Origin of the sequence: Cytobacillus sp. IB215316 (assembly GCF_033963865.1) — a bacterium.
Lineage (GTDB): Bacteria > Bacillota > Bacilli > Bacillales > SM2101 > Nanhaiella > Nanhaiella sioensis.
The window spans coordinates 27348-54334 of record NZ_JAXBMC010000016.1 but is presented as its reverse complement, the minus strand read 5'-3'; the positions used below and the strand labels follow the sequence as shown (position 1 = coordinate 54334).

Below are 26987 nucleotides of genomic sequence, written 5' to 3'. Positions count from 1 at the left end.
ACTACTTTAATAATAATTTACGACCTGGAAAACTTGTAACATGATTGCTCCATATAAAATGAAAGAAAGGAAACATTAATGATGGAGATTTAATCGTACTAGTTGGTTGCGGCGCGGGTCTTGGATGGGGAGGGATTACCTTTCGTTGGAGTAAATAAAATGCATGTCTAGTAAATTGCTAACAAAGTTAAAGCAGCTAAAGAACAGTGCTTGACTTTAGCTGCTACTTCGTCTGAGATTAACAATAGTATTTCCTGCAATTTTGTAACCTATCAAACATCCAATACATGCTCTTCTAGCGTTCTAGTTATTTTATATGGGCCTCCCTTTTCATCATTTGAAGTGATGACCATCGTCACACCACTATCAGGGTAAAAAGATGAGTGAAATGATAAGCCTGGATCGTACCCCATTACATGATATTTATAAATTCTACTATTCTTTTTCTTAATCCATATACCATACCCATAGTAGTCATCACCATCTTCATGAGTATGTGGAGTTAACAATTCGTTAGTACACCTTTCACTTAATAATTCATAACTAAATAGCCCATTCCAAAATTTCATCATATCAGGGGCAGTTATAAATGCACCACCATCAGCACCACCTTTTATAGGAATAGCGTAAGTATTTGTCCTCCATGTACCCTCTTCATCGTTATCTATATAGCCAATAGCTGTGTTTTTAGGTAGTCTGTCAAGTGAAAAATAACCTGACTCTCTCATACCGCATGGCATAAAAATATGCTGTTCGACATACTCTGTAAAACTTAAACCTGTTTGTTGCTCTACAATGAGTCCTAACAAGATAAATCCGGTATTATTATAATGAAATCTCTCGCCAGGTGTGAACAACATTTTCTCGTTTTGGAACATTGGCAGAAAGCTTCTTAAAGTGTTCATCACATACATTGGTCTATCTTTCCACAGGTCTTCATAATCTTCAATAACTTCCTCGTTATAATAGTCAGGGATACCTGAAGTATGGGTTAACAGGTGATGAATCGTTACTGCTTCATCAAAGTGTGGGAATTCAAATTCTAAACACTCATCGAGCCTTGTATTGAATGATAATAATCCCTTCTCTACTAACTGACAAATAGCAATAGAAGTGAATAATTTACAGCCAGAGGCAATTCCAAAGCGTGTTTTTATTGTGTTAGCAATCTCTTCTGATCTATTTGCGTAGCCATGACTTTCTTCAAAAATATTATTCTTGTCATCCTTTAGTAAAATGACTCCAGAAAACGTTGTTTCTTTAACAACTTTTGATATCACTGAATTGATGTCTGTTCTTTTAATTTGCATAACTATCGTCCCTTTCATTACTTGTTATTTTTATATTCATCGTATTATCGATACTCTCTACCTATAAGATAGATAATTAATTTACTCAATCTAGTTACTCTTCAATTAACAAGGAATAATTTTCTACACAATTCATAATCTATTATATATTTATCACACAAGATAAAAATATACCTAGAATAATAATAGTCATTTTTTACACTATCTTGCCTCGTATCATTTGTTGTGAGAAGGAGATCTCAACTACAACATGGATAAGATATGTCAAAGTATAAAAACAATCAGACCTTCACTCCAATTTTTTTCTCACCTATGTTCAACAAGTAATGACTCATGGCTGTTTTTGTTTTAATTGTTGCTTTTCAACATAAGGGCTACTCACGTTCAGCTTCTTATCTTCTCTACAGGCTATAAAATTGGATTTTTAGTTATTCATAATAAGTGAAAAAAGGCAATAAAATGAAAGCAGTAAGATGGAGGTTTATACGGCTGTCATTGTTTATATAGAATAATAGAAGACACGCACCCAGTTCTGTATACATATATGTTCTAACGGGAAAACAGTCTTACATTAAGAGGTGATTTACAATGAAGAAAACACTGACTGAAGGGATTTTGTTAATCATGTCCTTATTAATTATAGCCTGTTCCAATCAATCTGAAGAACAGCTAAAAAACGGGACAATAGAGAAAAACACACTTTCAATTCCAGTTGAAAATGGTACTTTAACAGCTGTTCTCGACATACCAGAGGGAACGGATTCTCTACCTATTGCTATTATTATTGCGGGCTCTGGTCCTACAGACAAAGATGGGAATACAGTCGGGGCAAACGGTAAGAACAATAGTCTAAAAATGCTCTCTGATACCTTGAATGAACGTGGTATTGCAACTCTGCGCTATGACAAACGAGGTGTAGGAGATAATACAGACCTCTTTAACAAGGAAGAAGACTTAACAATCGAATCATACGTAAATGATGTTGTAGCAATTGTTCATTATATACAAAAAGATAGCCGATTTGCTTCAGTAAATATCATTGGACATAGTGAAGGTTCATTAATTGGAATGATAGCTGCACAAGAAGTGGCGGTTGATAAATTTATTTCTTTAGCTGGTGTAGGGCAGTCGGCCGATAAGCTCTTGCTCGAACAACTTGATGGACAATTACCGCCAAAATTAATGGACGAAACGAAAAATATTCTGAATCAACTTAAGCAAGGAAAACAAGTAACAGATGTTTCTCAAGAATTAAATGTTTTATTTAGGCCTTCTGTGCAACCTTATTTAATTTCTTGGTTTACATATAATCCAGTAGATATTATTAGTTCACTCAACATACCCCTATTAATTGTAAATGGGACAAACGATATACAAGTAACTGAAAAAGAAGCACATCTGCTTAAAGAAGCAAACCCTCAAGCTGAATTATTTATTATAGAAGGAATGAATCATATATTAAAACAAGCTCCTCCTGATAGAACAGGAAATCTTGCAACATATACAAATGCAAATTTGCCTCTTGACGAAGAACTAAGCACAAAATTAGTTCAGTTTATTTTAAAATAAATGACTGTATGAAAAGCGTAAGCACTATGGTCTTCTCCGACATGCCTAAGAGTCATTTCGTTTCAAGGCACTGTTCCCTTTGACGAAATGACTTGAGAGACTGGAAGACGTAGCTTCTGATCGATAAAACTATGCTGCTATTACATGTTCCTTCGACTTTTTATATTTTAAAGAAATGTAGATTGATAATATGCCGTTCAATGCTAGAAGAATCATCATTAAATTAGTAAGGATCGCAACGTCCGGACCGAATACTTTAATTGAATGCCAAGGTGATCCAACGCTAAAACTAAATACCGGCTTGATGGCAAATGCTAATACTAATAGCAACATACCAATGATGCTCCACCCTTTTCTTCGTCGAACTTTTACTGATTTAACGGTAATTAAACGGTAAACAAACAACATAATTAATAGAACAACTATTCCTAATATAATTAACTGAGCGATAGGATTGAACTTCGATATTTCAACTGGTTCATCACCATGTAAAATGTTTAAAATTCCTTGTTTAAGGTTTACAAGTGCCATTTCTTCTAAAGCATGATTTTTATTAGTGAGAATGACACCACCCCACTTTGATTCAGGAAGATAAAATACTTCAGAGTGCGAATCAGGCGTAGAACCTGAATGCCATACTATTTTATCCTCAGAATATGGGTTTGAAATTCTAATACCTAAACCATAGAATCGATTATCACCTGTTTGAACATGAGGAGTTAAATAAAGGTTCATATATTTTTCATTTAGCAATGAATTTCCATCTTGTTGACTGAGAAAATGTATGAATTGAACCATATCATCTGCACTAGCCGTGATGTACCCATAGGGTGCTCCACCATTATCATATGTTACTGAACTTTTTCGTGGAATTCCAAACCATGACTGGTACCCAGCTAAATACCCTCTTTCATATGCTGTATCATTATCTGCTGCAGCATTATTCATACCTAACGGCGAAAATACTTGCTCTTCCATATACTCACTATATGTTTGATTCGTTACTTCCTCTATAAGGGCACCAAGAATTAAGTAGTTAGCATTACTATATTGATGTTTTTCTCCTGGTGTAGCTGTTAACTTAGTGTCTGAGAGACTTTCCACATTGTTCTTAATCGCATTGAAACCTTGAGAACCTTGGTCTGATAATAATAAGCCAGAGTATGTACTTATACCACTCGTTTGAGTAAGTAATTGCTCGATCGTTATTTTAGATGCTGCTTCTTTATCTTTAAGGGAAAACCAAGGAAGATACATTTGAATAGGATCGTCTAGTTGAACGGTACCTTCTTCAATTAATTTCATAACCGCTAAGCCCGTTAAGGATTTACTAATTGATCCAACAGTAAACGGAGTTCGAGTCGTAACCTCCTCCTCAGATTCTCCAGTCACCCCCCAGCCTTGCGAAAAAAATAGTTCTTTATCTTTAACAATTGCAATTGAAGCACCTGGTATTCGTTGCTCCTCTAAGTAAGACTCTACATATTTTCCGATCGTATTCTTCAAGTCTTCTTCTGCGAAAGCTCGAGGTTCTTGTTGATTGAAGAAAAACAGATGAAGTAATAAGGATACCAGTATAACTTTACCTATACTTTTTCTTACGTTCATATCTTCACCTCTTATATCTTACTTTACGTAAATAAACCACTACTAGTAATGACACTAACAAGGAAATTGCAAGACTAAAAACCATTAGCATAGCATTCCACCATGTATTATCTGAGATCTGGTATAAAATATTATAGTTAAACGTATCATTCGAGTATGTTGGATCAAATGCTCTAGTTAATGACATAGAAAATATGAACTGTGTACAAAGATAGGTTACGATGAGGGTAAGCACTCCTATTGGAAATAACATACCTTTCTTTGGTTTACTTTGTTGTATTTGTTTAAGTCCAGCAGCTGAATCTATACCGTTGACTTCCAAAAAATCAGTAATAAATGTAGCAGGATCTCCTAATTCACTAATCGCATCATCACCATGCTCACGAGCTTCTTGTATATGTTCCAGAAGCTGCTCTTTAATACGACTTCTTTCTTTTGAGCTTATTTGGTACCTTTTTAACTCATCAAGCACTTTGTTTACATATTGTTGTTCTGCAATGCTTAATTCCATTTTCATTCAAAATCCTCTCCCTTTAATCCACTATTTAGTAAAGATTTAATATCACTCTGTAACTCTAACCATTCATCAATTTTCTTTTGAAGATACAATTCTCCTTGATCGTTAATTTCATAATACACACGAACTTTACCACTATCTGTCATTTCACGATAAGTATCTACCCATTCTTGATCTTTTAACTTCGTCAATATTGGGTAAATACTGCCTACTCCTTTCAATTTTAAATTGTGTTGTTCTAACTCCTTCATAATTTCATACCCATAGCTTTTTTTCTTTGACAAAATCGACAGTACACACATTTCTAAATGACCTTTTATTAAACTTATTCTATTCATGAAATAAATTTAACACATACATATACTTCTTTCAAGTATATAAAATAAAAAAATGTACTTTTTTTGGAAATAATGGTGTAGATAGTAATATTACCTTGTACAAACTGCACTAAAATAACACCGTTAAGTAATGCTTACACGATTCCTACCGAGTCAAACAAACCTACTAACAACAATAATCAAATAATAAAACAACCAAATAAAAAAGCTGACTCCTATTTTGTAACAGGATCAGCTTTGCAAATGAACTTATTATATTTGTTATTACTGGATCTAGATATAAGGACAAGAAGTTATAACATTTTATTGAAAGGCTATTTTCGTAAATTTTGTTTCTTTTTCCCTTACATTTGATTAATTGATGTACTTTAGAGGTGAAAAGATCCCCCTAAATATTCATGATTAGCTTTTAATTAGGAAAAGCAAAAGTAATTAATACGAAAACAGCCTATTGAAATGATTACTGTGAAGTGTTTTTGCGATATTCGTCCGTTAAAACACCAGCAAATCCCCAGTTTTCATCTTCAATTTCTTGTATAACAATATGAGTGTGCTCGGGCTTTTTTCCTAATACACGACCGAGAGTTTCTGTAAAATCTTTAACGATTTGCTCTTTTTGTTCTCGACTTGCACCTTTTGTTATTTGAAGATTAATATAAGGCATTTCTTCACCCCCATAAATTCTATTAACCGCACCCCATGTAAGCAGGTGACAATTTTATATCATTCAATAACAATTTTTCATTTCTTCAACTTCTTTTCAACATAGAATGCACCAATGATAAGGAGTACAAAAGCTCCTATAATAAATAAAGCTGGCGATGAAACACCCTTATGTTCCCCTCTTCTAACAGCTTTTTTATAAACCCCATCTTCAACTTGCACTGCAATGGCTTCATCTGTACTTATACCTTGAATAGCGTAATATTTCGTACCTTCCTTATAAGCATTCGAAAAATTACCTGAGTAAGATTCCATATCTGAATATCTAGTTACTTTACCTATTTTCCTACTTACATTCGTCACAGCTTCATCAAGCACTTCATACGAATAACCTTTCCATACGACAAATTCATACGCCCACTCAGTTGCAAAAGAGCTGCTTGGTAATAGTAACATGTGTGTGAAAGAAAATATTAATACAAGTTTACAAACATGGTTAAACTTCATTTCACCCTCCTTCACGTCATGCTCTTACACTACCGACAATCTAAGTATTAATCATTACTAGATTAACATAAAATACCAAATGTTTGCTATTTTATGCGCGCATATTCTATTGTATTAGGTTGTGTTATATATTTATTTCAGTAAAAAAAGTGCTAATATGATGTAAAACTAGCTTTGGATGTATATCTGGTATCATATGACCTGCATTTGGAATAAGCTTATATTGTGCGTGTGGAATATCTTTCATTAACCGCTGCCCTTGTTCTCTTGTAGAACGAAATGGATCATTTCCCCCTACCATTATGAGGAGTGGCGCTTTGATCTCTTTATATTTTTCACTTATCTTCTTTGATGTGATTGGAAACGTAAGTACATCTTTCCGATTAGCTCTAAAATTAACTGGGCGGAATGCTAAAGTATAAAATTCTTCTTTATAGCCTTCAGGCACACGTTCAGGTTTAAACGTCTCAGTAACCGTAATATGAGCTAAACCTTTTCCTATTGGTGACTTTAATAACGTATGTAAAAGCAATGACCCAAGCACAGGTGTTTGACATCGCCTTACAGGATATTGATACTATTAACCGCAGTGCTAGCATACGTATTGCTATAGATGCTGATCAACATCAAGGTAAAGGTTACGGAAGTGAAGCGATTTCCTTAATGTTGGAATACGGATTCGGAATATTAAACCTTCATCGTATCGAACTGGAGGTATTTTCGTTTAACAAACGAGCATTACATGTTTATGAGAAATTGGGGTTTAAAAAAGAGGGTATACAACGGGACAGACTATATTACGATCATCAATACCATGATGCTATTTTAATGAGTATGTTAGAGGATGAATATCGATTAAGTAAAAAAGATTAGCAGAATCAATCAAATATACTCTTTTATCGGAGTATATTTGATTGATTTATATAACCATCCTAATAGCTAGGCTTTTCACAACGACATTGCTAAGAAATCATCAATTTGTTTTTTATGATGTATATCATGATCTACCATGCTTGAAAGATAATCACATAAAGTTAAATGCTCTTTACCTTTACACGGTTGATTAAATTTTTCTACAGGAATATGATTTATTATAGAAACCAATTCTTTACGAACTGAAATAAATTCACCTATTAAATCATTCTTTGAAATACCCGACCTAGCATAGTCAGAAGCTTTTTTATTCATACCTTCAACATCAACTTCTATTTTTGGAAAAGCTTCTCCTCTAACTAAATAACAGAGCCTATTCTCTATTAGAAATATATCCCATAACTTAAAATGAGAGATAATGTCACCTGTAGCCCAAGACCCCTTTTTAATAGGCTTGAGCCATAATTCCTCTCTCATATTATTTAATGACTGACTCCAGTCAGTTAACATTAATTTTTTCTTAATTATATAATCTTTACACATCTTATCCTCCTTAACACCTGCTTAGCTTAGTTACAATCGAAATTACACGATCATTTACGTCTATCAACTTCCAATCCTATTTTTCCTACAATTAAATTGCATATTACTCTATAAAATATGCTTCGATTCATGATGTTTTAATTCCTGCACATTAACAAAATGATCATATAACCCTTTTTATTGACCATTCATTTTTCTAGTAATCTCGGACACGAAAGCTAGCATCAGTTGCACGAGAAAGTATAGCTTGACATATCATGTCGAACATTTATTGAAGGATTAATAGTGTCTTTATTGAAATTTAATACGTATCATTTTATAAGGAGGGAATGCTATGGATACCATTCAAGAAGTGTTGGACCGATATTATAAGTCTTGGAATGAGGGATTTAAAAGTAAAAATGGAGATGACATTAGAAAATATTTGTCAAAAAATTTTATAGGGTTTTGGGGAAATTCAAACCTTAATCATCCCGAACAATATGACTACAATTATGATATTAATGCAGTCTTACAACAATATGATGAGAATACTGAAATGACATTGGAACCCCTTTCTATTACAGAACGTAATAATGGAGATGAACATATCATTTTAGGCACAAAGGTTAGCATAATAAATGGTTCACCTGCATATGCGAAATGCATGTTTATTTGGAGACGAGAAGAAAACAATTGGAAGTTACTTAGAGAATTCATTGAGATAGAGAAATAACATACAAGTTACTCCCTGCGCATCAATTTACGTTATTCTTAATCACACACCTACGACATAACCATTACATAGAACGATTCGTAGCTCCATATAAGCCTCTTTTCGTAAACTTTGGTGTTTTTGTTATCATTACCATAAACAGTCGTCTTTATTGTTAGTCTTCGTTGTACAAAGGAAAAGCTGTCACGAACTCTTGTTGTACGAAAAACAACAATCAATGCGAAAACAGCCTTTAAAGAAAAAAATCGGGGCTGTTTCTTGTCGTTTTTGCATAGATAGTTAACTAGAAATTAACTTAACTTCACTAAATTGTTACTTAGTGTATCGTACTTTGCAGTCATCTATGCTACTATTACGATTAATAACCAATATTAGTACATATAACCAATTATTACTATAGATTTTTTTTTCATTTCCACCCATACTTACAACTATATTACTGGGGTTTTATGAGGTGCTTTATATATGAAACATTTACGTAACTTTTTCTATTTTGGTTTTGAACAGGCACGGTCCTGCGTCTTTCCCGTTATTATTTTTCTTTCCCTTGCACTTACAAAATTTATTGAAATTCCCTTTCTTGCTCGATATGACCTTATACTGCTCATTTGCGTAATAACTCAAATTTTATTAGTAATATTTAAGTATGAAACTGCAGATGAAGTTAAAGTTATTTTTGTTTTCCATTTAATTGGACTTGCTCTTGAGTTATATAAGGTTCATATGGGATCATGGTCTTACCCTGAGAACGCAGTTACAAAAATATACGGTGTTCCTCTGTATAGCGGGTTTATGTATGCAAGTGTAGCTAGTTATATGTGTCAGGCATGGAGAAGATTTGATTTAAAATTGAACAGTTGGCCTCCTTCATGGATTGTAATCATTTTAGGAGCTGCAATCTATTTTAATTTTTACACACATCACTTCATCTTTGATGTTCGCTGGGTATTAAAGCTTACAATTCTCTTTGTTTTCCTTAAAACATTCGTATCCTTTACGGTTAACAAAACAATTTATCAAATGCCTCTAGCACTTTCTTTTATCCTAATAGGATTTTTTATTTGGATTGCAGAGAATATCGCTACCTTTTTTGGTGCATGGGCGTATCCGAATCAAGAACAGACATGGGAGATTGTGCATATTGGAAAAATCAGCTCTTGGCTCCTACTTGTTATTGTCAGCTTCATGATCGTTGCTGAGCTTAAACATGTAAAAAACAACAGGAAGCCGTCAAGTGAAATATCCATTTAAAGAGAAGAAAACTCCACTTGGAGCTTCCTTCTCTTTTTTTAATAACTTGTCTCCATTTTAACAGCCACATCATATACCTAAATGTTTATGTAATGTTCAATATTTCTGCTGTGTGTCACTATACCTTTTTAACAAATTCTGATTTTAACTTCATAGCCCCAAGGCCATCAATTTTACAATCAATATCATGATCTCCTTCAACTAGACGAATGTTCTTTACTTTGGTCCCCATCTTTACGACTAATGAGCTACCTTTAACTTTAAGGTCTTTAATGACTGTTATAGAATCACCGTTTTTCAAGACATTCCCATTCGAATCTTTAATCACCTTCTGATCTTCATTATTTTCGACGTCTCCCTCAGAACTCCACTCATGAGCACATTCTGGGCACACTAGTAGAATCCCATCTTCGTACGTATATGGTGAATTACATTTCGGACAATTTGGCAAGCTCATTTATTTTCCTCCATCCATTCCTATAAGTTGAACGATAGAAACTATATTATCATTTCTTATCGATCGCGTTAACATTGTATTACATTTACTAAGGCTTTTTTAACTTTGTTACTATTGTTATTAATAATGAGAAGTACGATGAGTTTTATGAGCGCACATAGATTTTAAAAATAGAAAAAATGCCACGAACGTTAATCATAATCGTATTTAGCTCTATTACGACAAGCTACAATTATTGCGAAAACAACGATTTCTAAGGATTTTTTTACTTTGTTGATATTGTTATTAAATTAATACCATTTAGAAAAAAGCCTTTACAAAAATGTAGAATTCTCCCCTTTCACAACCCAAATAATAACAATTACGAAAAACAAACTAACTTCTAATATTCGTTTTTCATTTTAAATATAAATGTAATTGTAAAATTCATTAATATATTATAGAATATTCAGAATAATAAATGATTAATAAGGAGCTGATTCGAAATGGAGAATATATTTAACCTACAGGAGCTGATGAATAAATTCAAAGGCTCAGAACACTCATATAATGAGTTTTTTAATACCTCTTCAATGAGTGTAGGTATATATGAGCTAAAAGCTGGTGAGATTGATACTCAACAACCACATACAGAGGATGAGCTTTATTTTATTATAAGTGGTGAATCACAAATGTTCGTCGGTGAGAATCACTTTACAGTTAAGGACGGATCTTTTGTATTTGTAGAGAAAAATGTGAAACATCAATTTTATGACATAAAAAAAGACCTTACCGTCATCGTAATTTTTTCACCAGCAGAGTACACTCTTGCAAAATGATAACATTGCATAACATAACCATTTTTCAAATAGATAAGTTATAACTCCCTTCTCTTGACAAACATACCAATTAGTTTGTAAATTCAATATGAAATGTAAAATGTAAGCTTTTAATTTTGTAGATCAACATCAATCATGTTATTCTCGAGTATAGTAATAAACATTCAGATCATCTAGTCCAAAGAGAAGAGGGTCATCATGAATAAGGAAGAAAACTTAACAATGTCAAAGCGTACATTATCGGAAATTTTAGCGCAAACTGTTAAGACTGGGATCATTAAATCCAATCTGTTTCCTATGTTTGCTGGGTTGACATTGGCTTTATATACGTATCAATTGAATCTCATTGAGAAAATACCTGAAATAATTTATGCTACCATCGGTTCTATTTTAGTAATGGGTGCAGCTGGAGCTTTTAATAACTTGTATGACAGAGATATTGATTCAATAATGGAAAGAACAAAAAACAGACCCACTGTGACAGGAGAAATACAGCCTAAGACCGTCCTATGGCTAGGTAGCTTCATGTCCATCATTGGAATAATAATATTATCATTAGCGACTCCTTTAGCAGCACTTCTCGGGTTTTTGGGCTTGTTTTTTTATGTTGTCCCTTATACGATGTGGAGCAAAAGAAGAACAATTTACAATACAGAAATTGGAAGTATTTCTGGAGCAATGCCTCCACTTATAGGTTGGGCTGCTATTTATCCAGATGTTACACACCCTGCCATTCTCGGTCTTTTTGTCATTACAGTTATTTGGCAAATGCCTCACTTCTATGCTATTGCTATTCGGAAACACAGTGAATATCAAGCTGCAAATGTTCCAATGCTTCCAGTAATCAAAGGGGTTAAAAGAACATATATACAAACAAATGTCTACTTAGTTGTATTAATTTTAATTAGTTTTCTTTTCGTATCTTTAAGCACCGGGTTAATGCTCGTGGCACTTCTGTTAAGTATTTCATGGCTTGTTTTAAGTATTTATGGTTATAAAAGAATGGATTCGGAAAAATGGGCAAAGTCAATGTTTATATTTTCTCTTTTCCATATGACTATCTTATTTTCAACTGTAATCATCTATTCTCTCATGGGAATTTTGTTTGACTTGTAAAACATATATTGAAGATGGCATTAGTAACTTTCAAAGAAATTTACATTCCCAGTTCCAATATAAAAACAGCTAATCTTTATGCAGATAGTGGTGATGTATCAGCGTCGACATTTTGGCACTCTTACCATTTTTATGGAGATACTGATTTTAGACCTACTGCCACAAAGTTTAGCTGTTTTCCACCCTTACAAATAACAACATTTTCCATTATCACATAACTACCTTAACAAAAGGTGTAAATGATAACAGCTTAATTTTAGAGATTTAGTTGACTCCAGCTGATGAATCCCATATCCCTTGTATCTTTCGTATTTGAACAATTTGGCCAATATGATATGCATTATGAGTATTAAAGTTAGCAATCATTGAAGACCATGATGTACCATACTCAATATGCGCTATGCTATAAAGTTTATCTTGATCACTTTCTTTCACGACAGCTATCCATTCAGACATAATGTTACAAAGATGAGATACGGCAGTTACCCATTCTTCGTTAGAATCATTCACCTTAGACAAATCAAACGTATCATCATTAACGACTTTACCTTGAGGTAGTGGACCTCCCTTAAAAAACTTCAAATATCGCTCATTCCAAAAAGTTAAATGGTTAACTATTTCCCATATGGAGTTGCTGTCCCCTTCTTTCCACATAGCCTGATCCGCTGAAACCCCTTCAAGGGCAACAGTAAGTGGTACAAACCAATTCTTTTGCTCATGACAAGTTATCATTTGTTCTAATAAAACTTCTTTTTGATCCAATTTAATCGTAGCCTCCTTTAAAGGACTATTTGATAATACATTTTATTATCCCCAAGCAGATTTCATGTTTATCATAGACACTTTTATTAAGGGTCGTTTCGTAAAATTTGTTGTTTGAGTTTTATGAAACTTCAACAATTGTAAAAATAGAAAAGAAACGCTAGATGTACGTTCATATATCTAAGAACGAAAAGCAATAAACAAGCGAAAACAGCCTTTGTAACCGGACTCTTAAATTCAGAAAGTTGACAAGGTATCTCGAACGATAGTTTATAAGTATGGAAAGAAACAACTGTATGTAAAACAGCGCTCCTTAAAAGTACTAAACACGTAAATTAGAAGTTACGGATATTTGTATATGTGTAATTACGAAGAGAATGTATTAAACAAGTTAGTTTTGATGTTCATGTTAATTAAACATGCAAAAAAATATAACTAAACTACCTAATATATCATTATTAATCTCTTTAATGATTGCTATTATACCAACTAGGAATCTCTCTTTTGAAATCGTCCCATTCATCTAGCGTTCTAAGTGTATGGCGCATAAATTTATCCTTTTGATCTAAAGCAACTTGATGTCCCCATACTTTAGCAGAAATAATATGTATCGCTGCATATAAACGATGAAGTTGCCAAAATAATGTTGGCACACCATCCTGATGATAGCCATCGATGATACCACGAGCGTATGCTTGACTAATAGGTGTTGTGAAATACTCCATTTTATAAAATTCATGATAAGGGTCAGCAATAGTGATTTTCTGCAAATCAATCATACCAACAAGCTTTTTGTGCTTAACGATTATATTTGCAGGATGTAAATCGTAATGTTGAATAGCAACAGGGCGATTAGCCATTAATACTAGATTGTCCTTAATAAAGTCCAGAACTGAAAGGTGTCTTGACGAACTTTGAAAAATCTCTTTATATTGTGGTGAAAGTCGTTCAACACGTTTTGTCCAAAGCTCTTCCCAACATACTGAAGACTCAGCAATAGGTACAGCATGTAATTTAGTAAGCAGCTCCCCCACTTCCTTACCAAGTTCATACTGCTCATCTTCTGATAACTTATCCATCATCAATTCTGCATTTTTACCTTTTACATAATCAACAATCATATAAGGTATTTCTTCCCATACACCTAAATCATATACATTTGGAACCTGACAACCAGACTCATATGCTTGCTCGATTAAATTAGCTTGCCAAGTCAAAGTTTCTATATTGCTCTTAGGATAGAATCTCAATAAATAACATTCATCAATTTTCCATTTTTCATCTTCAGAAAAGCCTTCATGAATTAATTTTGCATTTTTAGCATCCTTTAGAAATGGAATCGTATTAAACTTCAACTGATTCTCCCCCTTACTAATGTAAACTCCTTATCCGACATACATATTTTTCCATATAAATTCTATTATAACAAAACAACACTCTTCAAGCATTAGTTGAAGAGTGTTTGTAATATCTTATTTCTTTTTTATTTCTTCCATCAACAGTTTGTTGACCATTGGTGGATTCGCTTGACCTTTTGTTTTTTTCATAATTTGTCCAACTAAGAAGCCAATGGCTTTTTCTTTCCCGCTTTTGAAGTCCTCAACTGATTGTGGATTTGCATCAAGCACTTCAACAACAATAGGAGTAAGCTGGGCTGGATCAGAGATTTGAACGAGGCCCTTTTCTTTAACGATTTTCTCGGCGTCTCCACCCTTTTCGATAAGCTCTTTAACGACTTTTTTAGCAATTTTTGATGAAATTGTACCATTTTCGATTAGTTTGACCATGCTTGCTAACCCTTCAGGGGAAATGGCTATATCAGTAATTTCTTGCTGATTAGCGTTTAAATAGGCGGAGATTTCACCCATTATCCAGTTTGAAGCAAGCTTAGCGTCCGAGCCGTGGTTAACGGTAGCTTCGAAAAAGTCAGACATTTCCTTAGTTAGTGTAAGTACTTGTGCATCATAGGCAGGTAACCCAAGTTCTTCTACATATCTTTTTTGCCTTTGGTCTGGGAGCTCTGGAATTTCAGAACGTACGCGTTCCTTCCATTCGTCATCAATATGTAAAGCAACTAAATCTGGTTCGGGGAAATAACGATAGTCATCAGAACCTTCTTTGACGCGCATGAGCAACGTCTTTTTACTTGCTTCATCATATCTACGTGTTTCTTGCTCAATAATTCCACCAGAACGTAACACTGCTTCTTGGCGTCTTTCTTCAAATTCAAGACCCTTTTGAACAAAAGCAAATGAGTTTAAGTTTTTCAGTTCTGTCTTCGTACCAAATTCTTTCTGCCCAATTGGTCTCAAAGAAATATTAGCATCACAGCGCAGTGAGCCTTCTTCCATTTTACAATCTGACACTCCAGTAAATTGAATAATGGATTTTAGTTTTTCTAAATATGCATATGCTTCCTCAGGTGTACGAATATCTGGCTCTGAAACAATCTCTACAAGTGGCGTTCCTTGACGGTTGAAATCAACTAATGAATAGCCGCCCCCAGAGTGTGTTAATTTTCCTGCATCTTCTTCTAAATGCAAGCGGGTAATGCCAATTTTTTTCTTTTGACCGTTTACTTCTATTTCAATCCAACCGTTTTCTCCTATTGGTTTGTCAAATTGAGAGATTTGGTAAGCCTTTGGATTATCCGGATAAAAATAATTTTTACGGTCAAATTTAGTATGTGTTGCTACTTCACAATTTAGTGCCATGGCTGCCTTCATTCCAAATTCGACTGCCTGCTTATTCAACACAGGTAGCACACCCGGGTAACCAAGGTCAATTACACTCGTTTGCGTATTTGGGGGGGCACCAAAATCAGTCGGACTACTTGAAAAGATTTTTGATTTTGTCTTTAGTTCTACGTGGACTTCAAGCCCTATTACCGTTTCAAAGTTCATCTTCTTCTCACCCCTTACAATACTGGTTTTGCTTTATGATGGTCAGTTGCTTGTTCAAATGCATGTGCAACACGATAAACCGTTGCTTCATCAAAGTGTTTACCGATTATTTGTAAGCCTAGCGGAAGCCCGTTTGAGAGTCCACATGGAACTGAAATACCTGGTACTCCAGCAAGGTTCACTGGAATTGTGAGAATATCATTGGCATACATCGTTAATGGATCCTCAATATTTTCGCCTATTTTAAATGCTGGTGTTGGCGTTGTAGGGCCTATAATCACATCATATTTTTCAAACACATCTTCAAAATCTTTTTTAATTAATGTCCGAACTTGCTGCGCTTTTTTATAATATGCGTCATAATATCCTGAGCTTAGTGCAAACGTACCAAGCATGATACGTCGCTTAACTTCTTCGCCAAAGCCTTCGCTACGTGTTTGCTTGTACATGTCGATTAAGCTTTCAGCATTATCCGTTCTGTAACCATAACGCACCCCATCAAAGCGTGCAAGATTAGCCGAAGCCTCTGAAGACGAAAGTAAGTAATACGTAGCCAATGCGTATTTTGAATGTGAAAGTGAGACTTCTTCCCATGTAGCACCTAAGCCTTCAAGAACTTTTAGCGCTTCGAGAACTGACTTACGAACATCTTCAGATACACCTTCACCAATATATTCAGTTGGAACAGCAATTTTCAACCCTTTTACATCTCCAGTTAAGGAAGATATAAAATCAGGCACTTCAACGTCAGCTGAAGTAGTATCCATTTGATCATGCCCTGCAATTGCTTGTAATAAATAAGCGTTATCCTCAACAGTACGTGTAATTGGTCCGATCTGATCCAATGATGATGCGAAAGCTACTAAGCCAAAGCGAGACACCCTACCATATGTCGGTTTAAATCCAACAACTCCACAAAATGCTGCTGGCTGACGTATTGACCCTCCCGTATCAGAACCAAGTGAAAATAGTACTTCACCTGCTGCAACTGCAGTTGCTGAGCCACCACTTGAACCTCCAGGTACATGGTCAGTATTCCACGGGTTTCTTGTTACGTGAAAACCAGAATTCTCATTCGAAGATCCCATCGCAAATTCATCCATATTTAACTTACCAATTGTAACTGTTTCAGCATCATATAACTTTTTAACAACAGTAGCATCATAAATCGGATCAAAGTTTTCTAGGATTTTACTCGCGCATGTTGTACGAAGATTTTTTGTGACGATGTTATCCTTAAGTCCTATTGGAAGTCCGAATAAAAGGCCATATTCATCCTTATTCCCAATCGCTTCATCTAATTGTTTCGCATATGCACGTGCATTTTCTTCATTTAACGTTAAAAAGGAATTGACTTTATCTTCAACCTCGTTAATTCGTTTATACGACTCATCAACAAGATCTGTAACTGTAATATCTTTTTTGTGTAAAAGTTTATGTAATTCTGATACTTTATGATCAAATAATGACATGCCTCGCCCCTCCTTATTCTATAATTGATGGCACACGTACTTGTCCACCTTTGTGATCAGGCGCATTTTTTAACACCTCATCGATAGGTAAACCTTCTTTTGCAACATCTTCTCGTAAAACATTCGTCATGTTTAACACGTGAGAAGTTGGTTCAATATTTGTTGTATCAAGTTCATTTAACTCTTCAGCAAAAGAGATAATTGCATCAAGCTGATTCGTAAACTTCGCTGCTTCCTCTTCTGTAATCGCTAATCGTGCTAAGTTTGCTACGTGCTTCACTTGATCGACTGAAATCCTTGACATATAAAGTCACCTCCATTGGTTGTTCGACCGTTCACAATATACTGATAATATCAAATTTTAGCCCATTAAAGCAATAGAAGTATACAATTCCAGTCAAAATAATCACTTCACTCTACCTTAATTAATAAGAAAATTGTGCTATTGAGACTAATTTAGGACAGCAACAACTACATTTATGCAATTGATCTCCATTTTAATGTGCAAATGTTTATTTTAGTAGTAAAAGCAACAAATCAATGCCAAAGCAACCATAAAAAACACGGAATCTCATCATATAGATTCCGTGCTCCGCTTAAAACTCTAGCCAGTTAGCTAAAAAATCACTATAATCCTTCTGAAAATAAGCATTAAAAAATGAAACAAATTTTGTAGTCGTAACATATTCGTATTGGAACTCCGAATAATATGCTGATAAAAACTTAACAGCTTCTTCATGCCCTCCGTTAGTTTGGAAGAACGCCCATAACTCAAGGGGGACTTTCCCGTATAGTGTTCCTGTATAACTATTAGTAAATTCATCTAAACTTAAATTAACTTTTTCTTCGGTTTCATTTAAAGTTGATACGCGTTTTGCAAATTCAAAACTAAAGTCTTCATCTTTTGTTTGCTCATAAAAATATACAGTCGTTGCAAATTCCGTCATTCCTTCATCTAACCATGCATCATGATATGGATCATTTGAAACGAGATAATAAAACCATTGATGTGCAATTTCGTGAATAATTGTATGCAATGATTGTTCACGTAGAGCATCAGACACTTCCACTACATTTGGATATTCCATCCCACCATCGTTACCAATCAAATCTAATTCTTCAAATGGATAATCACCAATGTTCTTTTCAAAATAATTAAAGCCTTTTTCAGCTTCTTTCATACCTTCTTGTAAGAGGTCATCAGCATCAACAGGTACAAATAAACGTAAATTTGTATCATTTACCTTAATTGAAGTTGTTAGCCATTCATCAGGCTCTAATATGCCTAAATAGAAATCTTTTATTTTTTCTCCATGAAGCGTTCCAGAGGTAGAAGGTTTTGCTTCACCATCTGGTGCAGAGCTTACAACGAAGTATTCCTTTGGTAACTTATAAGAAATCGTGTAATTCCCGTATGGGGTATGATAAGATTCTCCTCTCGCCATATAATTCTCAATATTCCAGCCTTCTTGATAGTGAGCTATCATTGGATACCAATGTGCTAAATAATAATTGCCGTTTTTTTGAGAGAGGCGAAGGCCCTTTTCAGGTATTTTTAGTGTGTAGTCTATAGAAATAGTTGAAGTTAGTCCCGAGTTTATTTCTTCATTTAGTTGAATAACCAAATTATTATTATGTAAGTCATACGTAGCCTCTTGTCCATTTTGATCCACTGACAAGATTGACACTTCCGCTTTGCCCTCTATGAATTCTGGTTTATTTTCTTCGATAAAGGCATTAGGAACTAAATAAAAGGCTACATCGTGCCAAACATCATCTGAGAGATTTTCCACATCAATTGTTGATGATATATGAAAAACGCCTTGATCATCTAAAGTTAACGAAATGTCGTAATCAGCTGAAGCACCCGGCAAAGGTGCAAGAACATTATATGTTGGCTCCTCAACTTCTTCAACCTGCTCATTTTGATTGTTAACTTCTTCTACTTGCTCATCTTGGGTGTCAGCTTCTTCTACTATCTCGTCTTCTATGTTATTTTCATTCATAGGTTCGTCGTTATTCATTGTTGTCTCTGCTGTTTCTCGAACATATAAAAATGCTCCTATTGCTATAACTATAATAATAACTATAAAAATAGGTACTAAACTGGTTAATTTTCTTTTTGTCATGTTTATCCCCTTCCTAATTCATATACAATTCGACACATAATTGTAAAATCCTTCAAATTCTATAAAGTGCATGAAAAAAGAACTTAGATGATTTCTAAGTTCTAAGAAAAATGAATCTCTTTTACACTTGCTATTTTTGCAAACCATTGTAATACGCCATTGTGATGATCAATAATTTGTTGAGCTGTTAAACCATTCGATCCCCAAGTACTATGCCCATCAGAAACTAACGTAATATCAAACCCCATACTAAAAGCTCGTCGACAAGTTGTGTCTACACAAATATCGGATTGGATTCCTGCAATAACAAGATGATTTATTTTATTTTCCGCTAGTTTTTCAGCTAAGCTTGTATGAAAGAATGAATCTGGTGTAGTTTTTTGAATGATTTCATCAGTAGCCATCGGCTCTATTGCTGAATGGATTTCCCAACCTTGTGTTCCTAATTCCAACGGATGTCCTTCACGTCCATTATGCTGAATGTAAATGATTGGTACAGATTTCGATCTAGCTCGTAAAATTAGTTGTTTCAACGTTTTTAATAGACATGAGGCTTTGTAAACTGGGTCTTTTTCAGAAAACATACCATTTTGTACATCAATGATAAGTAAGGCTGAGTTGTTCATTTTTTATCCTCCATTTTTTTGATCTAGACAACGTTCAAGTATTTTCTTCACAAAAAATTAGATCAAGACTTTGTTTACTTGCCTCAATTAACTTCCTATCATTGTGATCATAACCGTACATAAGAAGTATGATTGTCGTAAATACAGCTTTAAATTTTGCTAACAATAAAGTTTCTTCATCAACTTTTCCATAATGTCTAAAAAATACGCTCCTGCCTTCAGGAGGTAAAAAGCTATATACAATACTTAAATCAACAGCAGGGTGTCCGATATGAACGTCACCCCAATCAATGAACCCTGAAACTGTGTTGTTCTCATTTACTAGTATATTACGAATATGAATATCACCATGTACAAGTGTGCTTTTTTGCTCTACATCAATATGATCAACTTGCTCTATGTATGACATTAATGATGAGACTTGATCATATAATTGTAGCGTTTTTATTTGCTCTATATATTTTTCTGCAACCGGCTTTCTTTTCCTAATATCTAATCGTTTTAGTTCATCAAACGGTACACCTAACAATCTAGCTTTTTCTTCAGGAAAGTCATGGAGAGAGCGGAGAAAAGTTGCTAGTATTTTTGCAGAGTTCATTCTCTCAAGCTTTGACAATGTATTTGGCGGTGTACCTTCAACACGATAATACCCAGTAAAAGGCCACGGATACTTTCCAGTAACACTTTTTCCAAAGAAAATAGGATGTGATATCGCTTGTGGAAGAACTGACGATAAAATAGGAAGTAAGCTATTTTCTGTATTTAATAAATCAACTGCGATTGTTCTTCGTGGAAATCGAAAGACATACTTTTCATTAACAAGATAAACAGTATTATCAAAACCTTTACCCATTAATGAAACCGTAACAGGATATAGATCCGGAAACTGTGTTTCAATTAAATCCTTTGCAAGCTTAGGTGACACTACCTGCTCAGCATCCCACGGATTGGTCATACGTTACACCTCCAAGTTAATATCAATATTTCACACAAGATTGGTAATTTCTATATAAAACAGTTTTAATCAAACGTTTGTTTAAATATTTGTTAACTTTTCAAGTTCTCAAGTACAAGTACTTCAGTTCCTAACGTGACAAACGACATGCTATGAAAGAATCATTGAAATATCACATTATTTCGTGTATAAACAATACACAGGCATTAAACATCATAGATAAATCAACATGGAGGAATCGAATGCAATATCATACTCATCTAGCATTTTCAGGAATGGTAGGGTTATCAATGATAGAATGGGCTCAAGTTCCTGACCCAACATCATATTTTATTGGGCTAGCCATTGGCGCTCTCCTACCAGACATCGACCATCCAAAAAGCAAAATAAGTAACAAAGTTCCGATCCTACCATCAATAATTTCAAGGTTCTTTACTCATAGAACATTTTTTCATAGTCTACTCTTTGTAGGAATATTAACTTTTTTATATGGCTTATTACCTACTTCACTCGTGACAGGAATCATATTTGGAACAGCTTCACATATCTTAGGCGATATGCTTACACCAGCTGGGGTAAAGCTTTTCTACCCATTTGGACGTTATATTCGTTTACCAATAACTTTTAAAACAGGAGGCAGCATCGAACAAATTTGTTTCTTTACGTTTATTTTTATCTCGTACAAGCTTATATCCTAAATTATACTTTTTCCCACTACAGGAATCTCATCTATATGTGGTTCTTGAACATTAGATTATAGCATAGCTTGAAGATCGGTGAATGAGGTGGAAACTCTACCCCACCTCATTGAAAGAGTTCACCTTTAGACGTGAAAAATTAATAAAAATAAACAGGAAAAACCAATAAATGATCACTCAATAACAACATATAGCCTTTGTCAATACACTCATCTGCTTTCACCTAAGAAGGATACAAACTTTTGCTAAAACAGTCTTATGTTTTTGAATATTCTACAAAGAATCCATTCTTATAGCTTTACATTTTATTATGTAAATTGTATAGGAGGTGAAGTAATATGTGGTGGATTTTATTAATTATTTTTATCATTTTATTATTACTAGTTATTGTAATCTTGTCCTTAAGGGACAATAATAAAGATGATAAACCTCACCGTTTTCCCAGTGATTATGATGGTGGTGGGGGTGGTATCTAAATATACCTTTTACGATTTCAGCTTAGTAAAAACAAGTAAAGGCTATTTTCATAATTTTCACTTAAAAGTTAGCAACTAATGTGTATTAGAGACTTTAAATGTGAAAAGATCCCCCTAAAATGTATTTTACCTTTATTACGAAAAGCAACAATTAATTCGAAATCAACCAAAGTAAAAGAAAAGAGCTAGTTACCTACTTTCATTAAATTTTACCAATCTTCAAATCGTATAAAAATAATAACGATTTCTTTCTCTTTTGAAATAGTTTTACTCATACAGTCTTTGAGCTGTTATGTTATCTTCTGCTGTTTCAAGTACTCCCTTTGCTCCAGTATCTTCAGCAAAGGTTATCGCTCTCTTTAGTAATTTTTCGCCAATCCCTTTACCTCTGGCAGCTTCTTTCACATACAAATCATTCAACACCCATGTCTTCCTCATATTTATAGAGGGAAATGAGGGATATAACTGAACAAAACCAAGAGGGTCTTCTCCATTAAAAGTAATAAATATGACTGTTTCTTAATTAATCAACCTTTCTCGTAAAAACTTTCTTGCACCACCAACATCAGACTTTTGCTTACAGAATACCCGATACAAATCAAATAATTCCGTTAACACTTAAAGCTCACTTACTGTTGCCTTAAGAATCTTCATAAGCCATAAACCTCCATTTTCCTTCAATTGTTTTACTTTACCATTTATTGATAATAAAATGATAGTAATTCTATTAAACATCTATAGTTCATTTCATTCCCTTTAATTAAACGCTATTCATATACTTTGTTTTTATTTTACATAAATACGGCAGCAATCGTTTTATTTGTCATTGTTGTCCAATATTTAAAATGATTTAATCTCTTGTTGTAACCATGTGTTTAAACATTAATACGAAAAACATCCTTCAACTACTACTTGAAATATAGAATGACGTTATTCAACTATCAGTTGATGTACACTAAATAATTAAACCGATACAATTAAAGCATCAAAAATCAAAGAGGTGATAGTTTTGTTTGACATGAATATGGTTGGTAGAAAAATTGCACAATTTAGAAAGTCAAAAAGAATTACACAGATGGAGTTAGCAGATAAACTGGGAGTTAGCTTTCAAGCAATTAGTAATTGGGAATGCGGTAAAACGATGCCTGATATTTCTAAACTCCCTGAACTTGCTCAAATTTTTGATGTGACAATTGATGAGATCCTTAACAACGGAGACGGAACACAATTAATAAAAAATATAATAGAGGATAATACAGCAGAATATTTAGAACAAAATGATGTTTCTGTAGAAGAATTTTCAAATGTCGCACCCTTAATTCAAACAGATAAGGCTGATGAGGTTTTTCATACCATTAAAGGTAAGCTTTCAAATAAAGAGTTATCTTCTATTGCGCCTTTTGTTAGTCAAGACGTTATTGATGATTGTGCTAAAAAAGAGTTTGAAATCAATGGTATTAACAGTCTTACAGCTATTGCCCCTTTTGTTAGTCAAGACGTTATTGATGATTGTGCTAAAAAAGAATTTGAGGTCAATGGTATTAACGGTCTTACAGCTATTGCGCCTTTTATTAATCAAGACGTTATTGATGATTGTGCTAAAAAAGAGTATGAGGTCAATGGTATTAACGGTCTTACAGCTATTGCGCCTTTTATTAATCAAGACGTTATTGATGATTGTGCTAAAAAAGAATTTGAGGTCAATGGTATTAACGGCCTTACAGCTATTGCGCCTTTTATTAATCAAGACGTTATTGATGATTGTGCTAAAAAAGAATTTGAGGTCAATGGTATTAAAGGCCTTGCAGCTATTGCACCTTTTATTAATCAAGATATTATTGTTGATTATGCAAAAAAAGAGTTTGAGGTCAATGGTATCAAAGGTCTTACAGCTATTGCTCCTTTTATTACTCAAGATGTAATTGTTGATTATGCAAAAAAAGAGTTTGAGGTCAATGGCATTAAAGGTCTTACAGCTATTGCTCCTTTTATTACTCAAGACGTTATTAATGATTGTGCAAAAAAAGAGTTTCGTAGTAATGGAATTAAAGCTCTAACATCAATCGCACCTTTTTTAAGTAGTGATACGTTAAGTGACATCGCAAAATACAGCTATAATGAAAATGGTATAAGCTCATTAACCTCTATATGCCCTTTTATTGACAAGGAGTTGATCAACGAACTCGCTTTAGATGCTGTTTCAACGAAAGGAATTTCAGAGATATTACCGATTATTGCTTTTGTAGATCAAGATCTGATTAATGATTATGTTAAAAAAGGCATGGAGCTATGAGTTAGAAAAACTGTTTGATGTAAGAAGATCGTTTAATTACTATAACCTATAGAAAAAAAGGGAGGATCAACGTTGACCTCCCTCTCTTTATAATAGATCGTTTTCGAATTGATTGTTGTTTTCTGTATTAAGAAATGAACATGCACACCCACTAACGTTTGTAGTATCTTTTAAAATGTAAGAGCGCATATAATCTCATGAAACTGTTCTAATTAAATATAAGTTTACGAAAAACTGTTTGCATAATAATTGTTACTTTTCATATTAAAAAATAACTGCTTATAAACTATAACAAAGTCAATTGCTTAAATTTATTTGTTCCTGTCCTAAGTTAGTTTCAATGGCTACAAAGTTTACGCAAAGAGCATTTCGAAAAGCCCCTTATACTAATACATGATAAACCCCATTGCTTTACGAACTTCAGCAATAACCAATTCAGCCGATTTTTCTGCCTTCTTTTGCCCCATTTTTAAAATATCAATTACATCAACATCTGAGTATTGTACTTTTTGTTCTTGAATGGGAGCTAAAATATTAATAATAGATTGAGAGAGCATGTTCTTACACTCCATACAACCGATTTCAGCATTTTTACACTGTTGTTGAATGTCCTCTACAATTTGTTTTTCTGTAAAATATGAATGTAAATGAAATACATTACACCCATCCTTAGTTGGATTACCCGGATCTGAACGGTATATTCTATTAGGATCTGTGTATGCTCTCTTGACCTTGCTTTGAATGATTTGTGGATGATCTGTCATACTAATATATGAATCATCTGAATCAGATTTACTCATCTTTCCTTTCCCAGATAAGGATGGAATTCTTACAGCATTGTCAATAATAGACTGTGGCTCAACAAAAACCTCACCATATAAATGATTGAACTTGCGGACGATCGTTCTAGCAATTTCTAAATGGACAAGCTGATCTTCTCCAACTGGCACTACCTCACCTTTATGAATCATTATATCTGCTGTCATGAGCACTGGATAACCAACTAAACCATAATTAACATTACTTGGATGCCGTTTTGCTTTTTCTTTAAATGTGGGGCAACGCATTAATTCTCCCATTGGCATAACCATGCTAAAGTATGTGTGCAATTCACATATATGTTTAGCAATTGAAGACTGTGCATACAACGTACACTTTGTTGGATCAAGTCCAGCCGATAAGTAATCGCGAGCAGCATTTATGACATTCTCTCTTAATCTTTCACCTTGACGATGAGTTGTTAATGAGTGAAGATCAGCTATAAAATAATGGGCATCATACTTATTTTGCAGTTCGATTAACCCTTTCATTGCACCATAATAATTCCCTACATGTATATTTCCCGTTGGTCGTATTCCCGACACTAATTTAGTCATCAAAATCCCTCCATTGATAAATATGAATGTTGTTATATGCCATTACATTTAACCTACACCACCAACCATCTTCCATAAAAAATCACTCCTTTCAGTGTTGATGAATTTAATCAAGCTAATTGCTTTAGTTTACTGTCCTTTTGGTGGCTTTCTGTCCAAAAGTGGGCGTTTACTGTCCAATTTGGGTGGCTTACTATCCAAATACAGATGTTTACTATCCAAACTTGGACGTTTACTATCCAAACACGAGCGTTTACTGTCCAAACACGGACACTTTCTATCCAAATACGGGCATTTACTATCCAAATACCGCTACTTACTATCCAAATACGGGCGTTTACTATCCAAACTTGGACTTTTACTATCCAAACACGAGCGCTTTCTATCCAAACACGGACACTTTCTATCCAATACAGGCCGCTTACTATCCAAATACAAGTGCTTTCTGTCCAAACTTGGACGTTTACATCCAAACACGGACACTTTCTATCCAAATCCTGCCCCTTTATCCAAATACGGGCGCTTTCTATCCAAATACCACCGCTTTCTATCCAAATACGGACACTTTCTATCCAAATACGGGCGCTTTCTGTCCTAACGCAGCCGCTCTCTGCCCAACTTGGGCACTTTACTGTCCAAACTGGGTGCTTTCTATCCAACTTGGACACTTTACTATCCAAAAGCTGGTGCCTTCTGTACAAATACCTTATTCTCAATTGCTTCGAGAAGATACTCCCCTCTTGTAAACTAAAAAACCGCGGGCCTCTGTCCTATAAAAGGACGAGAAACCCGCGGTACCACCTTCATTAGCTTTTCATACATACGAAAAAGCTCACTTCACAAACATATCGGTACAACGTATTGTACGAATATGCGCCTCTTTAACGCAGAGGCATGGTCGCCAAATCCTACTTGAACAAATCTTTCGGTTTGGAGCTCAGGAGCCCATTCAGTACAACTTCCGCTACTGACTTGCACCTGCCGTCAGCTCTCTAAAACTTCCGTCATACTT

29 protein-coding genes, 1 pseudogene and 1 other annotated feature (1 of these 31 only partly in view) are annotated in these 26987 nt (G+C 34.3%); of the genes and pseudogenes, 10 read left to right on the top strand and 20 right to left on the bottom strand.

Going from position 1 to position 26987, the window contains the following annotated elements; all coding sequences use genetic code 11:
* The first annotated feature begins 74 nt into the window (after positions 1 to 74).
* Positions 75 to 158 (top strand): hypothetical protein, encoded by an 84-nt coding sequence (locus tag SLH48_RS18975; protein WP_413785443.1) that lies wholly within the window; start codon positions 75 to 77, stop codon positions 156 to 158.
* A 114-nt stretch (positions 159 to 272) separates the two neighbouring features.
* On the opposite strand, the gene SLH48_RS18970 is transcribed toward SLH48_RS18975, so the two are convergent.
* Positions 273 to 1310: a serine hydrolase gene (locus tag SLH48_RS18970; RefSeq protein ID WP_320259426.1), complete on the bottom strand. Its 1038-nt coding sequence runs from the start codon at positions 1308 to 1310 to the stop codon at positions 273 to 275.
* Between the two features lie 588 nt (positions 1311 to 1898).
* On the opposite strand from SLH48_RS18970, the gene SLH48_RS18965 reads away from it, so the two are divergent.
* Positions 1899 to 2879 carry an alpha/beta hydrolase family protein gene (locus SLH48_RS18965; protein ID WP_320259425.1) on the top strand — a complete coding sequence of 327 codons (981 nt, stop codon included), beginning with the start codon at positions 1899 to 1901 and terminating at the stop codon, positions 2877 to 2879.
* A gap of 129 nt (positions 2880 to 3008) precedes the next feature.
* Here the strand turns inward: SLH48_RS18965 and SLH48_RS18960 are convergent, their stop codons facing one another.
* The 6 genes from SLH48_RS18960 to SLH48_RS18935 all read right to left on the bottom strand — a co-directional run bounded on the left by SLH48_RS18960 (position 3009) and on the right by SLH48_RS18935 (position 7044).
* Positions 3009 to 4487: a serine hydrolase domain-containing protein gene (locus SLH48_RS18960; protein WP_320259424.1), complete on the bottom strand. Its 1479-nt coding sequence runs from the start codon at positions 4485 to 4487 to the stop codon at positions 3009 to 3011.
* Positions 4488 to 4491: 4 nt separating this feature from the next.
* Positions 4492 to 5004, bottom strand: coding sequence for a hypothetical protein (locus tag SLH48_RS18955; RefSeq protein WP_320259423.1), 513 nt, complete (start codon positions 5002 to 5004; stop codon positions 4492 to 4494).
* Complete coding sequence (locus tag SLH48_RS18950; RefSeq protein WP_214483972.1) at positions 5001 to 5342, bottom strand: PadR family transcriptional regulator; 342 nt, start codon at positions 5340 to 5342, stop codon at positions 5001 to 5003. The genes SLH48_RS18955 and SLH48_RS18950 overlap by 4 nt, the downstream gene beginning before the upstream one ends.
* Before the next feature lie 460 nt (positions 5343 to 5802).
* Positions 5803 to 6006, bottom strand: a complete 204-nt coding sequence (locus SLH48_RS18945; protein WP_214483971.1) for a tautomerase family protein — start codon at positions 6004 to 6006, stop codon at positions 5803 to 5805.
* A gap of 77 nt (positions 6007 to 6083) precedes the next feature.
* Positions 6084 to 6512: a hypothetical protein gene (locus SLH48_RS18940; protein ID WP_320259422.1), complete on the bottom strand. Its 429-nt coding sequence runs from the start codon at positions 6510 to 6512 to the stop codon at positions 6084 to 6086.
* 124 nt (positions 6513 to 6636) lie between these two features.
* Positions 6637 to 7044: an alpha/beta hydrolase gene (locus SLH48_RS18935; RefSeq protein WP_320259421.1), complete on the bottom strand. Its 408-nt coding sequence runs from the start codon at positions 7042 to 7044 to the stop codon at positions 6637 to 6639.
* A 20-nt stretch (positions 7045 to 7064) separates the two neighbouring features.
* Between SLH48_RS18935 and SLH48_RS18930 the strand changes: the two are divergent.
* Positions 7065 to 7385, top strand: a pseudogene (locus SLH48_RS18930) (GNAT family N-acetyltransferase); the annotation flags it as partial.
* A gap of 75 nt (positions 7386 to 7460) precedes the next feature.
* Here the strand turns inward: SLH48_RS18930 and SLH48_RS18925 are convergent.
* Positions 7461 to 7928: a DinB family protein gene (locus SLH48_RS18925; protein WP_320259420.1), complete on the bottom strand. Its 468-nt coding sequence runs from the start codon at positions 7926 to 7928 to the stop codon at positions 7461 to 7463.
* 334 nt (positions 7929 to 8262) lie between these two features.
* Here SLH48_RS18925 and SLH48_RS18920 point away from each other — a divergent pair, with 334 nt between their 5' ends.
* On the top strand, positions 8263 to 8643 hold the full coding sequence (locus SLH48_RS18920) for a nuclear transport factor 2 family protein (protein ID WP_214483962.1): 381 nt from the start codon (positions 8263 to 8265) through the stop codon (positions 8641 to 8643).
* A gap of 465 nt (positions 8644 to 9108) precedes the next feature.
* Positions 9109 to 9894 carry a DUF817 domain-containing protein gene (locus SLH48_RS18915; RefSeq protein WP_320259419.1) on the top strand — a complete coding sequence of 262 codons (786 nt, stop codon included), beginning with the start codon at positions 9109 to 9111 and terminating at the stop codon, positions 9892 to 9894.
* Positions 9895 to 10012: 118 nt separating this feature from the next.
* On the opposite strand, the gene SLH48_RS18910 is transcribed toward SLH48_RS18915, so the two are convergent.
* A complete protein-coding gene (locus tag SLH48_RS18910) occupies positions 10013 to 10351 on the bottom strand; it encodes a zinc ribbon domain-containing protein YjdM (protein WP_214483960.1) in 339 nt (112 codons plus the stop codon).
* Between the two features lie 485 nt (positions 10352 to 10836).
* Here SLH48_RS18910 and SLH48_RS18905 point away from each other — a divergent pair, with 485 nt between their 5' ends.
* Positions 10837 to 11169: a cupin domain-containing protein gene (locus SLH48_RS18905; protein ID WP_214483959.1), complete on the top strand. Its 333-nt coding sequence runs from the start codon at positions 10837 to 10839 to the stop codon at positions 11167 to 11169.
* Positions 11170 to 11367: 198 nt separating this feature from the next.
* The gene (gene cyoE, locus SLH48_RS18900; protein ID WP_214483958.1) at positions 11368 to 12285 is read left to right on the top strand and encodes a heme o synthase; all 918 of its coding nucleotides are present in this window, start codon (positions 11368 to 11370) and stop codon (positions 12283 to 12285) included.
* A gap of 264 nt (positions 12286 to 12549) precedes the next feature.
* Here the strand turns inward: cyoE and SLH48_RS18895 are convergent, their stop codons facing one another.
* The 8 genes from SLH48_RS18895 to SLH48_RS18860 all read right to left on the bottom strand — a co-directional run bounded on the left by SLH48_RS18895 (position 12550) and on the right by SLH48_RS18860 (position 21132).
* Entirely contained in the window at positions 12550 to 13047 is a 498-nt protein-coding gene (locus SLH48_RS18895) for a DinB family protein (RefSeq protein WP_214483957.1), read from the bottom strand.
* 467 nt (positions 13048 to 13514) lie between these two features.
* Positions 13515 to 14402 (bottom strand): aminoglycoside phosphotransferase family protein, encoded by an 888-nt coding sequence (locus tag SLH48_RS18890; protein ID WP_320259418.1) that lies wholly within the window; start codon positions 14400 to 14402, stop codon positions 13515 to 13517.
* 117 nt (positions 14403 to 14519) lie between these two features.
* The gene (gene gatB, locus SLH48_RS18885) at positions 14520 to 15950 is read right to left on the bottom strand and encodes an Asp-tRNA(Asn)/Glu-tRNA(Gln) amidotransferase subunit GatB (RefSeq protein ID WP_320259417.1); all 1431 of its coding nucleotides are present in this window, start codon (positions 15948 to 15950) and stop codon (positions 14520 to 14522) included.
* A 14-nt stretch (positions 15951 to 15964) separates the two neighbouring features.
* Positions 15965 to 17422, bottom strand: a complete 1458-nt coding sequence (gatA, locus tag SLH48_RS18880; RefSeq protein WP_320259416.1) for an Asp-tRNA(Asn)/Glu-tRNA(Gln) amidotransferase subunit GatA — start codon at positions 17420 to 17422, stop codon at positions 15965 to 15967.
* 13 nt (positions 17423 to 17435) lie between these two features.
* Positions 17436 to 17726 carry an Asp-tRNA(Asn)/Glu-tRNA(Gln) amidotransferase subunit GatC gene (gene gatC, locus SLH48_RS18875; protein ID WP_320259415.1) on the bottom strand — a complete coding sequence of 97 codons (291 nt, stop codon included), beginning with the start codon at positions 17724 to 17726 and terminating at the stop codon, positions 17436 to 17438.
* 292 nt (positions 17727 to 18018) lie between these two features.
* Complete coding sequence (locus tag SLH48_RS18870; protein WP_320259414.1) at positions 18019 to 19551, bottom strand: M1 family metallopeptidase; 1533 nt, start codon at positions 19549 to 19551, stop codon at positions 18019 to 18021.
* A 101-nt stretch (positions 19552 to 19652) separates the two neighbouring features.
* A complete protein-coding gene (locus SLH48_RS18865; RefSeq protein ID WP_320259413.1) occupies positions 19653 to 20177 on the bottom strand; it encodes a cysteine hydrolase family protein in 525 nt (174 codons plus the stop codon).
* A gap of 34 nt (positions 20178 to 20211) precedes the next feature.
* Positions 20212 to 21132, bottom strand: a complete 921-nt coding sequence (locus SLH48_RS18860; protein WP_320259412.1) for a phosphotransferase — start codon at positions 21130 to 21132, stop codon at positions 20212 to 20214.
* Positions 21133 to 21374: 242 nt separating this feature from the next.
* Here SLH48_RS18860 and SLH48_RS18855 point away from each other — a divergent pair, with 242 nt between their 5' ends.
* Both SLH48_RS18855 and SLH48_RS18850 read left to right on the top strand, forming a co-directional pair.
* Entirely contained in the window at positions 21375 to 21830 is a 456-nt protein-coding gene (locus tag SLH48_RS18855) for a metal-dependent hydrolase (protein ID WP_320259411.1), read from the top strand.
* A gap of 338 nt (positions 21831 to 22168) precedes the next feature.
* Positions 22169 to 22306, top strand: a complete 138-nt coding sequence (locus tag SLH48_RS18850) for a hypothetical protein (protein ID WP_320259410.1) — start codon at positions 22169 to 22171, stop codon at positions 22304 to 22306.
* 267 nt (positions 22307 to 22573) lie between these two features.
* Here SLH48_RS18850 and SLH48_RS18845 read toward each other — a convergent pair whose 3' ends face one another.
* Positions 22574 to 22810, bottom strand: coding sequence for a GNAT family N-acetyltransferase (locus SLH48_RS18845; RefSeq protein WP_320259442.1), 237 nt, complete (start codon positions 22808 to 22810; stop codon positions 22574 to 22576).
* A 514-nt stretch (positions 22811 to 23324) separates the two neighbouring features.
* On the opposite strand from SLH48_RS18845, the gene SLH48_RS18840 reads away from it, so the two are divergent.
* Positions 23325 to 24599 (top strand): helix-turn-helix transcriptional regulator, encoded by a 1275-nt coding sequence (locus SLH48_RS18840; protein ID WP_320259441.1) that lies wholly within the window; start codon positions 23325 to 23327, stop codon positions 24597 to 24599.
* A 386-nt stretch (positions 24600 to 24985) separates the two neighbouring features.
* On the opposite strand, the gene trpS is transcribed toward SLH48_RS18840, so the two are convergent.
* Both trpS and SLH48_RS18830 read right to left on the bottom strand, forming a co-directional pair.
* Positions 24986 to 25975 carry a tryptophan--tRNA ligase gene (gene trpS / locus SLH48_RS18835; protein WP_250886844.1) on the bottom strand — a complete coding sequence of 330 codons (990 nt, stop codon included), beginning with the start codon at positions 25973 to 25975 and terminating at the stop codon, positions 24986 to 24988.
* A 110-nt stretch (positions 25976 to 26085) separates the two neighbouring features.
* Positions 26086 to 26655 (bottom strand): hypothetical protein, encoded by a 570-nt coding sequence (locus tag SLH48_RS18830; protein WP_320259409.1) that lies wholly within the window; start codon positions 26653 to 26655, stop codon positions 26086 to 26088.
* 93 nt (positions 26656 to 26748) lie between these two features.
* Positions 26749 to 26987 (bottom strand) — a binding site (T-box leader) (it continues 24 nt past the right edge of the window).